Here is a 13,127-nt window from a genome sequence, read left to right on the forward strand (position 1 = left end):
TAAGTCGAGGGCTTGACCTAATTGATAAATTCTCAAATTTAATAGTAGCGAGCAGAACAAGGAAGTGAAGGAGTGAGGAGCAGAGTTTACATAGGCGTAAATGAGCACCGCAGTGACTGAAACTGACGTAGTAATGTGTAGTTAATATTAAATTTGAATCACTGTGCAATTTTGAAAGAACAATATAATTGTTCTTAAATTTTAATAGAATCAAGCAGAACAAGGAAGTAAAGGAATGAGGAGCAGGGTTTACATAGACGTAAATGAGCACCACAGTGGCTGAAACTGACGATGTAATGCAAAGATTATATGGAAATTTAATCTGGTGACGATGCTTCTGTTGGGTACACCCGTTCCCATACCGAACACGAAGGTTAAGCAACAGGAGGCCGATAGTACTGCAAGGGAGACTTTGTGGGAGGGTAGGAGGTCGCCAGGTATTAATGCAAAAGATGAAAAACATCAAGCTTTGCTTGGTGTTTTATTTTTTATTAGCAAAAAAATAAGAACAAATAATAACTGACTACTTTGTTCTTATTTTTATATAATAAAACAAGTATAAAATTAACTGTAGATTAGTGAAGGCTTTATACTAGGAGGATTTTATCCTAGGTTTCATAATAACTGCCGAAGCTTAACTAGATATTCATATAAAGAGGCTTAAAATTGTTTTATATGAATATATTAATTTGCAAATTTATGAACTTAATATAATAAATTGTAAACAGCAATTACCTTTAAAATCCTCTAGCTTCTTTTAAACTAGCATCAATTTTATTAATTTGTTGTTGTTTTTCAATCCAGTAGTCTTGGCACTTTTGAGCATTTAATTCTTCGACAGTTTTGCCTTGTTGCTCAACCCAAGTATAGTACTTCAAATTATGCCATCTCTTTTTATTTAACATAGTTCCTTCTTCTATATAATCTAGTTTAACTCCCTTTAAAATAGAATTAAATCTTACAGCAGCTTCCGTAGTTGTTAAAGGTCCAAAGGTTTCAGTAATTTGGTCCATAACAGAATAATATCTATCGAAGTTATCAGTAGCCATAGTAAAGATATTATCTTTTTCAGTTAACTCATAGTACTTAGCGGTTTTTATAGCACCTAATATATTGCAAATGCCTGATATGCCAAAAATTCTTGAAAGTTTTTCAATAATATCAGAACTTAGACCGATTTCCTCTAGTAAGTAATCTTTACCTACCTTATCAGTGAAAACCTGAAGCGCCTTTTTACAATCCATATCATCAATACACATCATAGCATCCATATTCATGACATTGTGAATCCAAGTTACATGTTTATCACCTATGCCTTGAATATCATGATCACCATAACCATTATTATATAAGGTTGGACATTGAATTGGTTCAAGGCCAACTATTTTTACCTCTGGAAACAGTTGTTTTACTCTATCACCAGATGCAATTGTTCCGGAAGAACCCATGGATGAGACTACAGCGGCTGCTCTTCCATTTCCAACACCTTTATTCTTTAATTCTTCAGATATTTTGCTAATAGTATTTCCAGTTACATAATAATGGAAAAGATAGTTTCCAAAACTTTCAAACTGATTTAATATATAATTAGTTTTACTAGCTTTTTTTAATTCCCAACACTTGTCATATATTTCTTTAACAGAACTTTCACATCCAGGGGTTTTAATATAACTTGCACCGTAGTAATGAATTTTATCAAATCTTTCTTGACTCATTAACTCAGGTAAAATAACTTTAGTATCATAGCCCATACGAGGACCTGTCCATGAACCACCTATACCATAGTTACCAGTAGAAGGATATACAATTGTATGCTCACCAGGAACTATTTCACCGCTTAATTGTTTTTCCATGGTAACAGAATAAGTAGCACCAACCTTATGGCTTCCAGTAGGAAAATTCATACCTAATAAACAAATTATATTCGCTTTTATACCGGTAACTTCTTTTGGTACAAGAAAATAACTTAAATTTCCTTTATGATCTGTAAAGTTAATATTGAATAAATTAATTGGATCCAAAGGATCCTCTTCTAGGGCCTTAAGGGCTTTTTCTCTGATATCAGGTTTTATTGTTTCAGGATTTAACATCTCATTAAAAGTTGGTCCCCATATTAGTTTTTGCATTAAAGTTACCTCCATTTTTATACATAAATTTGTTTTGTTACTGTAAATTAATATGATAAATTTCTTATATTATGACATTTCTCTTAAAGGTCAATGAAATAATATTAAAAATTTAATTATTTAACATAAGTAGCTGCAGATATATATGTTTTAACTATAAATTTAGTAGCTTGAGATACAAATTTAATGTAAGAAAATATAAGCTTGTTTTATGAATAAATATTTAAAGTCAGCATATGTATTTATTAATAATTCCCATAAAATGATGGAGATGAGCAAATGTCAGAAGTTACAAATAAGATTCAATTTATTCAAAACAAAAGATACAAACCTACAACAGATAAATGTCCAAAGTTTTTATCAGGAAAAGAGCTTAAAAAGGTAAGACATATACATGATTCAATTCCACAATGTAAAGCTACTCCTCTAGTACATCTTACAAATTTATCTGAATATCTAGGAGTAAAATCAATATTTGTTAAGAATGAATCAAAAAGAGGAAGTATAAACTCCTTTAAGATTTTAGGTGCCACCTATGGAATTTCCAAATTAATTTGTGATTTACTAGGAATTGAAGTGGACAAGATAACCTTTGATTTTTTAAAAACTGAAGAAATAAGAGAGAAAATTCAAGAAATAACCTTAGCCACTTGTTCAGATGGAAATCATGGCAGGGGTGTAGCTTGGACAGCTAACCAGCTAGGATTAAGAGCTATTATATACATGCCTAAGGGAACCACTCAAAGTAGAGTTAAAAATATAGAAGCCTTGGGAGCAGAGGTAATAGTAACTGATTTAAATTATGATGATACTGTAAGATATGTAAATAAAATAGCAAATAAAAACAATTGGTATATTGTTCAAGATACTTCATGGGAAGGATATGAGGAAGTTCCAAATTCAATAATTCAAGGATATTCAACCATGGGAATGGAAGCAATAGAGCAACTTCAAGATTTAGGTGTTCAAATACCAACTCATATTTTTGTTCAAGCTGGGGTTGGAGCCATGGCTGGTGGGGTTATTGGTGCCATAGCAAATTATTACAATGGTAAAATGCCAATCACAATAGTTATGGAGCCTACTAATGCAGCTTGTTATTTTAAATCTGCTGAGATAAATGATGGGATGCCACATAATGTTTCTGGAAATTTAGAAAGTATAATGGCAGGGCTTGCTTGCGGTGAGCCTGTAAAAGTTGGATGGAAAATAATAAGAGATTTTGTCTATGGTTTCTGTACATGTCCTGATTATATTACTGCAAATGGAATGCGGATACTAGGCAATCCCTTAGGAGAGGATGAAAGAATAATAGCTGGTGAGTCAGCGGGCATTGGAATAGGTCTTCTTTCAATGATTATGATAAATACTGATTATGGACATTTGAAGCAACTCTTAAACTTAAATAAAGAATCTGTGATACTAATATTTAGTACAGAGGGAGATACAGACCCTACAAATTATAGAAGAATAGTATGGGATGGGGCATTTTCTTTTATTGAGGGCTAATTAATGTACTAAAAATAGAAATTATATATTAAGGCATTAGTTATTATATCTAATAGAAATAATAATAAGGAAATTTTAACGAAGTTTTTGAAGGATAATTCTCCTATTCTCATCAGGTGGGAGTGAAATCTTCTTCCAAAGCCGCTCTACAAAATAAACTTGATCATTGCTTAATAAAAAAGTGTTAAATTAAATTTTATAAAACTACTTAAATATAAATGTTTGTAAGGAGAGGTAGAAATGAAAGTTGATTTTCAAAAAGTTTTGGAAAGGGCAAATAATTATAAGGAGGACATGTCTAAGTTTTTAAGGGATATGATTAGGATTCCAAGTGAAAGTTGTAATGAAAAAACAGTAGTTCTGCGAATAAAAGAAGAGATGGAAAAGGTAGGATTTGACAGAGTAGAAATTGATGCAATGGGTAATGTGCTTGGATTTATAGGGCATGGTAAACATGTTATTGCTATGGATGCCCACATAGACACCGTAGGAATAGGTGATATAAATTTATGGAAATACAATCCTTATGAGGGCTATGAGGATGAAAATATAATTTTAGGAAGAGGTGGAAGTGATCAAGAGGGTGGTATGGCTTCCATGGTATATGCAGGAAAAATAATTAAGGAATTAAATCTTGAGAATGATTACACTTTAATTGTTACAGGCACAGTGCAGGAAGAAGATTGTGATGGGCTTTGTTGGCAATATATAATTAATGAAGATAAAATCAAACCTGAATTTGTCGTAATCACTGAACCAACTTCCTGCAACATTTATAGGGGACATAGAGGAAGAATGGAGATTAAGGTAACAACTAATGGATTAAGTTGCCATGGTTCAGCACCTGAAAGAGGAGATAATGCTATATTTAAAATGGCGCCAATACTTAATGAATTAAAGGCACTTCATGAGAATCTAATTGACAATAAGTTCTTAGGGAAAGGTTCATTAACTGTTTCAGAAATATTTTTCACTTCTCCTTCTAGATGTGCAGTAGCTGATAGTTGTACCATATCTATAGACAGAAGACTTACTGATGGGGAAACCTTTGACTATGCATTAGAGCAAATAAGAAGACTGCCTGCAGTGAAGGCAGCTAATGCTAAAGTTGAGATGTATACTTATGAAAGACCAGCTTATACAGGATTAGTTTATCCAACTGAAAGTTATTTTCCTACTTGGGTAATTCCAGAGAACCACGAAATCTGTAAAAATGCAGTTCAGTGTTATGAAGAATTATTTGATAAAAAACCATTAGTAGATAAATGGACATTTTCCACAAACGGAGTTTCTATAATGGGGCGTTATGGAATACCATGTATAGGTTTTGGACCAGGTCATGAAGATGAAGCTCATGCACCAAATGAGAAGACCTTTAAGGGAGAATTAGTACAATGTGCTGCTATGTATGCAGTAATTCCATTTATGTACGTTGAAAACTATAAAAAGTAATTGAGAAAATATTGATTTTAAAGCAGTTGACTATAATAAGTCAGATTAGTTTAGTAATAGCCCAGGTAAGGTTTTAAAGGCTGATTATTGAAGTTAAATAACAATAAATATATAGATATTCTAGGTAACTAAATTTTGAATAAGAAGTTGGGGGAGTTATTAATGCAAAGTGTATTCAGAGGGAAACATTTAATTACACTACAAGAATGGACTAAAGAAGAGATTGACACAATACTTGACGTATCATTTGATTTAAAGAGAAAATTTGCTACTGGGGAACAAACAAATTATCTGCAAGGTCAGTCAATGTTTTTAATGTTCTTTGAACAATCAACAAGAACTAGAAATTCTATGGAAGCTGGTTTTTCGCAATTAGGAGGACATGCTAACTATTTAGATACTAGTACAATGCAAATATCTCATGGAGAAAGTGCAAAAGATACTGCTGTAATTTTATCAAGAATGGGTCATGCAATAGCTTGTAGAAACTGTTTTTGGGGTGTTGGAAATAAGTATTTAAGAGAAATGGCTGCCAATTCATCAGTGCCAATTATGAATCTTCAATGCGATTTATACCACCCAATGCAAGGTCTAGCAGATTTAATGACAATGAAAGAAAAGTTGGGAGATGTAAGACGTAAAAAGGTTTCTATAATATGGGCTTATGCTACTAGTCATAAAAAACCAATTTCTGTTCCCTTAACTCAAGTATTGTTATTCCCAAGGTATGGAATGGATGTTTGGCTTGCTTACCCAGAGGGATATGACTTACCAGAATGGGCAATTGAACAAGCAAGGGAAAATGCTGAAAAACATGGAGGAACATTAACAATAACTCATAATATGGAAGAAGCTTACAAAGATGCAGATGTAGTAATTCCTAAAAACTGGGGAAGTTGGGTTACTAATCAAAGTACTGCAGTAGTTGATGATTTATTAGAATCTTATAGAAACTGGAAATGTACAGAAGAAATCATGGCATTGACAAAAAGAAATTCAATCTATATGCATGCATTGCCTGCAGATAGGGGAAATGAGGTAGAGGATTCTGTTATAGATGGATCTCACTCAGTTGTTTATGATGAGGCTGAAAATAGATTGCATACAGCAAAGGCAGTAATGCTGCTAACTATGGGCGGAAAGTAATATTTAATTATAAACAAAGGTGCTTCATCTAATAGTGAAGTACCTTTATTTATAACTATAAGATAGTTTACTTAATTCTAAATTGAGCAATTAATTTGATTTTAGGGTAAATTTAAGGATAGTAGCTAAAAATTAATAAATAAAGAGACGCTGAACTTAAGGATTAATACTATTTAAAATAGTTTAAATAATCTATAATTAAGGTGTGGGATTAAAATTTGTATAATCCTATAAAAGTACTGTGTAATTTTTGAAAGAGAAAATTGACTATTGGAATATAGGTGAGATATGAAAAAGTACATTAGATTTGAAATAATAACTGAAGATAAGATTGGAGTTACTCTTAAAGTTTTAGAAAAGATATATAAAGCTAATATTAGCTTAACTTCTGTTGAAGTTTTTCCAACAAAGGTATGCGTAAAAATTGAAGATATTCATAAGTGCAAAAAAGAAGAATTAATTAATGAGTTCTATACTATAGAGGAAGTACTTAAGGTTGAAGAAATGGAACTTTTATATTATGAGCAAAATGAAAGAAAGTTGCTAGCAGTATTGGATTCAGTTGATGATGGCATAATTGTGGCTAATAAAAATGGAAAAGTTGAGATTTTTAATCGATATTGCGAGGAAATCTTTAGTTGTAAAAAGGAAAATATTATAGGTAATGATATTAAATCAATATTAAAAGATGAGGATATAATAAAACTAATTATAAACGGAAAGAGTTATAAAAATATTGAAATAAAGGTTAGTAATGACCAAAAGAAAAAACATTACATGATAAATGGAGCAGCTATAAAAGACGATGAGGATAATACTCTAGGAGGAGTATGTTCACTTAGAGACGTAAATAAAGCAATAGAGATGGTTAAGGTAATTTCTTCTACAGAGCAAGGTGCGTTTAAAGATGTTGTAGGTAATAGTAAAGCAATAAAAAAAGTAAAAAATCTAGCTACAACTGTGGCTAAGATAAATTCCACTGTGCTAATCAGAGGAGAAAGTGGTACTGGAAAGGAATTGTTTGCAAAAGCTATACATAACTTAAGCAGCAGAAGGGATAACCCTTTTGTGGCAATAAACTGTGCGGCTCTTCCAGAGAATCTAATTGAAAGCGAGCTTTTTGGATATGAGAAGGGAAGCTTTACAGGCGCATTGAGTAATGGAAAAGAGGGACTATTCAAGCAAGCTCATGAGGGAAGTATTTTTTTAGACGAAATTGGGGAGCTATCTTTGCCACTTCAAGCAAAGCTTTTAAGAGTATTACAAGAAGGCATAATAAGAAAAGTTGGGTCAAATAAAGAGGAGAAAATAAATATAAGAGTTATTGCAGCAACTAATAGAAATTTAGAAGAAATGATAAAAATCAAAAGCTTTAGGGAGGACTTATATTATAGATTAAATGTTATTCCTCTATACATTCCACCTTTAAGAGATAGAGTAGAAGATATACCAATACTAGTTATGCATTTTATTGAGAAACTAAACTTTATGTTGAGTAAAGATATTAAAGGTGCAGAAATGGAATTTATTAATAAACTTTTAGAATATCCTTGGCAGGGGAATATCAGGGAATTACAAAATGTTATGGAAAGAGCTATGATACTTTGTGAAGGGGACAGCTTAACTATAGAAAACCTTATATTTGACCTGGGTAGCAGTACAAGTGAAGAAATACTGGAAGTACATAAAAATGAACCTTTAAAAGTTACAATGGAAAGGGTAGAAGCTATAGAAATTAAGAAAGTGCTAAATAGTCATAAAAGTATTAGATCAGCAGCTAAAGCTCTTGGGATTTCTCACACTGCTTTAATTAATAAAATAAACAAGTATAAGCTATGATATAAATTGGAAAGTTTTAGAACCGAGTGGCAACATAAATTACCGCAAACTGAAACAAAGTGGTAATTTATATTGCCATTTTTCGAAATCTTAGTACCCTTCCTTCATTTTAAAGGTATAGGCATTAAAGTTGAAAAATGTATTCACAAAACCACAGACTAAGAAAATAACTATATATAAGTGGGAATTATATAGTGTAGCTATGCCTTTGCTAGACATAAGAAAAGGTGAAATGATTTAAAAGGTGAAAGAATATAGTATATTTAGTTCTTATTTTTAATATTGGCATAGAATTTGCTACATAATAAATTGAAACTATATGTATTAATCTTACGGGGGGAATTATTGTGGATAAAAATGTGTTAAAAAACATGGGATTTTCAACAAGAGCTGTTCATGGAGGTGCAGTAAAGGATCAATATGGTGCTTTAGCTACTCCAATACATCAAACAGCAACTTTTATATTTGATTCAGCAGAACAGGGGGGCAATAGGTTCGCATTAAAGGAAGAAGGTTACATTTATTCAAGACTTGGTAATCCTACTAATACTGTTCTAGAAGAGAAACTTGCACTTCTAGAAGGTGCAGAAGCTGCTGTGTCTATGAGCTCAGGAATGGGAGCGGTTTCATCAGCATTATGGTCTGCTTTAAGAGCTGGAGATCATGTGGTTGCAGCTAAAACTTTATATGGATGTACATTTGCATATTTAAGCCATGGTCTAACTAGATATGGAGTAGAAGTAACTTTTGTAGATACAAGAGATCCTGAAAATGTTAGAAAGGCCATGAGACCTAATACAAAAGTTGTATATTTGGAGAGCCCAGCCAACCCCAATTTAGATATAGCTGATATTGAAGGAATAAGTAAGATAGCTCATGAAAATGATGGTTGTTTAGTTATGGTAGATAATACTTTCTGCACACCATATATTACAAAGCCACTATCATTAGGTGCAGATGTGGTAATCCATTCAGGAACAAAATTTTTAAATGGTCATGGAGATGTAGTTTGCGGATTTGTAGCTGGATATAAAGAGTTTTTAACTCAAGTTAGATTATTTGGAGTTAAAGACATGACAGGTTCTGTAATGAGTCCTTTTGATGCATATCTAGTAATTAGGGGAATGAAAACCCTTGAAGTTAGAATGGAAAGACATTGTGCTAATGCTATGAAAGTAGCCGAGTTTTTAGAAAGTCATCCAGCAGTAGAAAAAGTATACTATCCGGGGTTAAAGAGCTTCCCACAATATGACTTAGCTAAAAAACAAATGGCTCTTCCAGGTGCAGTAATTGCCTTTGAAATAAAGGGTGGAGTTGAAGAAGGTAAAAAAATGATCAATAACACACATCTTTGTAGCTTGGCAGTAAGTTTAGGAGATTGTGAAACCTTAATACAACATCCAGCTTCAATGACTCATTCACCATATACTAGTGAGGAAAGATTAGAGGCAGGAATAAAGGATAACTTAGTTAGATTAGCTGTTGGTTTAGAAAATGTTGAAGATATAATTTCAGATTTAGACCAAGCACTTAATATAATTGTGTAAATATTATTAAAATAAATATGATGAACAAAATATAATTAGTTTAAAAGTAAGCTAAAGGCATCTATTTAAGTGTAATCTTAAGTGGGTGCCTTTTGTAATGAATAATAAGAATAAAATAACCTACACTATATTTAGTTTAATTTATGATTAGTTTGTTATTTAATATTAATATATTAACTTTAATTGGAGGAAAATTTGTGCTATGAAATTGAATATATCTTTTTATAGAAGGGACACATTACTAGTAGCAAAGGAATTGTTAGGAAAAAAGTTAGTACATAAAATAAATGGTAAAATATTATCTGGGGTTATAGTTGAAACAGAAGCTTATATGGGAATACAGGATAAAGCAGCACATTCCTATGGTGGAAGAAAAACAGAAAGAACTAAAGTTATGTTTGAAGCTGGTGGAGTAAGTTATATTTACTTTATATATGGGCTTTATTATTGTTTTAATGTTGTTACAGCGGAGGAAGGGATACCACAAGCTGTTCTTATTAGGGCTTTACAGCCAGTGGAAGGCATAGAAGATATGGCACTACTAAGAGTTAACAAAAATATAAAGGAACTTACTAAAAAGCAAATAATAAATATAGCAAATGGACCGGCTAAACTCTGTAGTGCTTTAAAACTTGATAAAACCTTAAATGCTGTTAACTTAACCTCTGATATATTATATATAGAAGATGTAAATTATAATAATTTTGAAATAGTTGAAACTACAAGAATAGGTATAGATTATGCTGAAGAAGCAAAGGATTATCCTTGGAGATTTTATATTAAAGATAACCCGTACATATCGAAAAAGTAACCAGTTTTGAATATTCTGTAAAAATAATATAACATTATGGTAAATAATGTATAATAGTCCTTCCTTTGGTATAAAATAAGAGTAGATAATATGATTTACTACCTTAAAAATGAGGATTATATAAGAGGGGCGATTACATGGAGAATAGTTTATTTAAACTAGAAGGAAGAATGAGTAGAAAAAAATATGGGATCTATATAACTGCTTTAATAATGGGATTTATAATTATGAATCTTTTATTTGACTTAATAATTAACTTAACTTCAACTTTTAATAATGATACATTAGGAATATTATTATTTGCTGGAAAGTTCACTTTAAAAGTGCTACTAAGCATCTTAATAGTTCTTAGTAGTTATAAAAGGGTTCAAGATATAAATATCTCTGGTATATTAGCAGTAGTATGTGGTATTCCTTATATACAAATACCTGCAATTTTAACATTACTTTTAATAAAAGGAACCGAAGGAGATAATAAATATGGAACTGCTCCTATAAAAACTAAGAATAAAAATAGAAGTGAAGTTGCTGTAGATGTATTTGAAAAATAATATGGAAAGTTGATGAAATATTAAATGGTGTAACTATAAAGGTTACACTATTTTTCTGTTTTAAGTATGTACGAATTTAAATTTATAACTTGAAGATGTGGAAGAATATGTTATATTGTGCTAGAATATATAATGATTATTAAAGTTTTACGTTTGAACGGAGGAGAGTGAATTTATGATTGAAGTAAATAGTTTGAGTAAAAGCTTTAAAGAAATAAAGGCTGTAGATAATATAAGTTTTTCAGTAAAATCTGGAGAAATTGTTGGCTTACTAGGAGAAAATGGAGCTGGAAAAACTACTACTCTAAGAATGCTAGCTACAATGCTTAAACCAACAGAGGGAACTGCTAAGATAAATGGTTACGACATCTTAACAGAAGATTCCAAAGTTCGTTCTCAAATTGGTATATTGTTTGGTGGAGAGGTAGGACTTTACGATAGACTTACTGCTAGAGAGAACATAAAATATTTCGCTATGTTAAACGGATTATCCAAAGAGGAAGCTAATAAAAATATTGAAAATTTAGCTAAAGCACTAGAAATGGAGGAGTACATCGATAGGAGAGTTGGAAAGTTTTCAAGAGGAATGAAGCAAAAGGTTGCTATAGCTAGGTCCATTGTTCACAACCCAAAAGTCATGCTTTTTGACGAACCTACAATGGGATTAGATGTAACAGCAGCGAGAATTGTTCAAAACTTCATTTTTAAGTGTAAAGAAGAAAATAAATCCATTATATTTTCCAGTCATAGCATGATGGAAGTTGAAAAGCTATGTGATAGGGTAATAATTATAAATAAAGGAAAAATAGTGGAACGTGGATCTATAACTGAGTTAAAGGAAAAATATAAAAATAATAACCTAGAAGAAGTGTTTGTTGCTTTAATTGGGGGTGATACTCATGAAAAATAATATAATAGGACTAGTTTTTAGGAAAGAAGTAATGGACATTTTTAGAGATAAGAAAACTATAATTGCCAGTATTCTAGTACCACTTTTAATATTTCCTATTATGTTTTTTGTGCTTGGGAAAGGCATGGCAAAAACCACAGAAGATGCAACAAAAGATATGAAAATTGCTATTGTTGATTCAGGTAACAGCTCTTTAAGAGAGTTTATTAAGGGGCAAGAAAATGTAATAGTAGTAGATTCTACAGAGGTTGATAGAGATATAAAGGATGGAAATCTTTCAGTTGCAATAGAAATTCCAAAGGAGTTTGATGAAAAAATTAAAGGTGAAGAGCAAATATCAGTGACTCTTATAATGGATAATGCAAGTCAAACCTCTTCAATTGTTGCTGGAACAGTTGAAAGGTTTATACAAGCCTATTCTCAAGGCATAGTAACTAATAGATTATCGGAACGAAATATAGATACCAAAATACTAACACCAATAAACATAGAACAAAAAACTGTTAAGGAAGAGGAAAGTGGAGCTTCAACTATGATTTTGTCAATGATGCTTCCATTATTACTTGTAATGTATTGTATTACAGGACCAATTCCTGCAGCAACAGATTTAGGAGCCGGTGAAAAGGAACGTGGAACCTTAGAACCTTTACTTACTACACAAGCTGGTAGAATGTCATTATTATATGGAAAGTTTTTTGCAATTACCTTACTTGGGATGATTACTGCATTAGCTTCCCTAGTAGGGCTTTATATATCCTTTGCTATAAATCCAGGAGTGTTTACTGGTGAAATGGGTGCAAACAGTGCCGCATCAGCTTTAAGTTTTGGGATAGATTACAAGGTCTTTTTATTTATATTTATTATAGCTGTGTTAACTACAATGGTGTTTGGTGCTTTAGAACTAGCTATTAGTATTTATGCTAGATCTTTTAAAGAAGCGCAAACTTATATTACTCCATTAACTGTAATAGGTATTATACCAATTTATGCAACCTACATGTTAGATGCTAAAAATATTGAGACTTTCTACTTTCATATACCTTTAGCTAATGTAGTATGTCTTCTCAAGGAATTGATATTTGGTATTTATAATTATACCCATATTGGAATCACATTAGGATGGACAGTGGTTTATATATTTATTTCTTTACTTATTGCAAGAACTATGTTCAAAAAGGAACAGGTCATTTTCAGAACTTAATATTTACTATGATGAATTCTATTTATGTATGTAAA

General features: G+C 31.6%; 10 protein-coding genes and 1 rRNA gene. 10 read left to right on the plus strand and 1 reads right to left on the minus strand.

Annotated features, from left to right (window positions below; genetic code table 11):
• Positions 1 to 321 precede the first annotated feature (321 nt).
• Positions 322 to 439, plus strand: a 5S ribosomal RNA gene (gene rrf / locus B3040_RS06045).
• Between the two features lie 298 nt (positions 440 to 737).
• Here rrf and B3040_RS06050 read toward each other — a convergent pair.
• Positions 738 to 2,126 carry a PLP-dependent cysteine synthase family protein gene (locus B3040_RS06050; RefSeq protein ID WP_291571210.1) on the minus strand — a complete coding sequence of 463 codons (1,389 nt, stop codon included), beginning with the start codon at positions 2,124 to 2,126 and terminating at the stop codon, positions 738 to 740.
• Between the two features lie 279 nt (positions 2,127 to 2,405).
• Between B3040_RS06050 and dpaL the strand changes: the two genes are divergently transcribed.
• From dpaL to B3040_RS06095, 9 genes are all read left to right on the plus strand, one after another.
• Entirely contained in the window at positions 2,406 to 3,635 is a 1,230-nt protein-coding gene (gene dpaL, locus B3040_RS06055; RefSeq protein WP_291571212.1) for a diaminopropionate ammonia-lyase, read from the plus strand.
• Between the two features lie 240 nt (positions 3,636 to 3,875).
• Positions 3,876 to 5,087 (plus strand): YgeY family selenium metabolism-linked hydrolase, encoded by a 1,212-nt coding sequence (locus tag B3040_RS06060; protein ID WP_291571213.1) that lies wholly within the window; start codon positions 3,876 to 3,878, stop codon positions 5,085 to 5,087.
• Between the two features lie 162 nt (positions 5,088 to 5,249).
• Positions 5,250 to 6,233, plus strand: coding sequence for an ornithine carbamoyltransferase (locus tag B3040_RS06065; RefSeq protein WP_291571215.1), 984 nt, complete (start codon positions 5,250 to 5,252; stop codon positions 6,231 to 6,233).
• A 288-nt stretch (positions 6,234 to 6,521) separates the two neighbouring features.
• Positions 6,522 to 8,072, plus strand: a complete 1,551-nt coding sequence (locus B3040_RS06070; protein ID WP_291571217.1) for a sigma 54-interacting transcriptional regulator — start codon at positions 6,522 to 6,524, stop codon at positions 8,070 to 8,072.
• A 371-nt stretch (positions 8,073 to 8,443) separates the two neighbouring features.
• On the plus strand, positions 8,444 to 9,619 hold the full coding sequence (megL, locus tag B3040_RS06075; protein ID WP_291571276.1) for a methionine gamma-lyase: 1,176 nt from the start codon (positions 8,444 to 8,446) through the stop codon (positions 9,617 to 9,619).
• A 202-nt stretch (positions 9,620 to 9,821) separates the two neighbouring features.
• Complete coding sequence (locus B3040_RS06080; protein ID WP_291571218.1) at positions 9,822 to 10,430, plus strand: DNA-3-methyladenine glycosylase; 609 nt, start codon at positions 9,822 to 9,824, stop codon at positions 10,428 to 10,430.
• Between the two features lie 137 nt (positions 10,431 to 10,567).
• Entirely contained in the window at positions 10,568 to 10,981 is a 414-nt protein-coding gene (locus B3040_RS06085; protein ID WP_291571220.1) for a DUF805 domain-containing protein, read from the plus strand.
• 175 nt (positions 10,982 to 11,156) lie between these two features.
• Positions 11,157 to 11,891: an ATP-binding cassette domain-containing protein gene (locus B3040_RS06090; RefSeq protein ID WP_291571222.1), complete on the plus strand. Its 735-nt coding sequence runs from the start codon at positions 11,157 to 11,159 to the stop codon at positions 11,889 to 11,891.
• A complete protein-coding gene (locus B3040_RS06095) occupies positions 11,881 to 13,092 on the plus strand; it encodes an ABC transporter permease (protein WP_291571224.1) in 1,212 nt (403 codons plus the stop codon). Before B3040_RS06090 ends, B3040_RS06095 begins: the two co-directional genes overlap by 11 nt.
• Positions 13,093 to 13,127: the final 35 nt, after the last annotated feature.

This window comes from Clostridium sp. UBA4548 (assembly GCF_002387895.1).
Lineage (GTDB): Bacteria > Bacillota > Clostridia > Clostridiales > Clostridiaceae > Clostridium_J.

Bases quoted from the DNA above. Each gene is read 5' to 3' on its own strand.
- B3040_RS06050 (WP_291571210.1), bottom strand. From the start codon at position 2,126: ATGCAAAAACTAATATGGGGACCAACTTTTAATGAGATGTTAAATCCT.
- dpaL (WP_291571212.1), top strand. From the start codon at position 2,406: ATGTCAGAAGTTACAAATAAGATTCAATTTATTCAAAACAAAAGATAC.
- B3040_RS06060 (WP_291571213.1), top strand. From the start codon at position 3,876: ATGAAAGTTGATTTTCAAAAAGTTTTGGAAAGGGCAAATAATTATAAG.
- B3040_RS06065 (WP_291571215.1), top strand. From the start codon at position 5,250: ATGCAAAGTGTATTCAGAGGGAAACATTTAATTACACTACAAGAATGG.
- B3040_RS06070 (WP_291571217.1), top strand. From the start codon at position 6,522: ATGAAAAAGTACATTAGATTTGAAATAATAACTGAAGATAAGATTGGA.
- megL (WP_291571276.1), top strand. From the start codon at position 8,444: ATGGGATTTTCAACAAGAGCTGTTCATGGAGGTGCAGTAAAGGATCAA.
- B3040_RS06080 (WP_291571218.1), top strand. From the start codon at position 9,822: ATGAAATTGAATATATCTTTTTATAGAAGGGACACATTACTAGTAGCA.
- B3040_RS06085 (WP_291571220.1), top strand. From the start codon at position 10,568: ATGGAGAATAGTTTATTTAAACTAGAAGGAAGAATGAGTAGAAAAAAA.
- B3040_RS06090 (WP_291571222.1), top strand. From the start codon at position 11,157: ATGATTGAAGTAAATAGTTTGAGTAAAAGCTTTAAAGAAATAAAGGCT.
- B3040_RS06095 (WP_291571224.1), top strand. From the start codon at position 11,881: ATGAAAAATAATATAATAGGACTAGTTTTTAGGAAAGAAGTAATGGAC.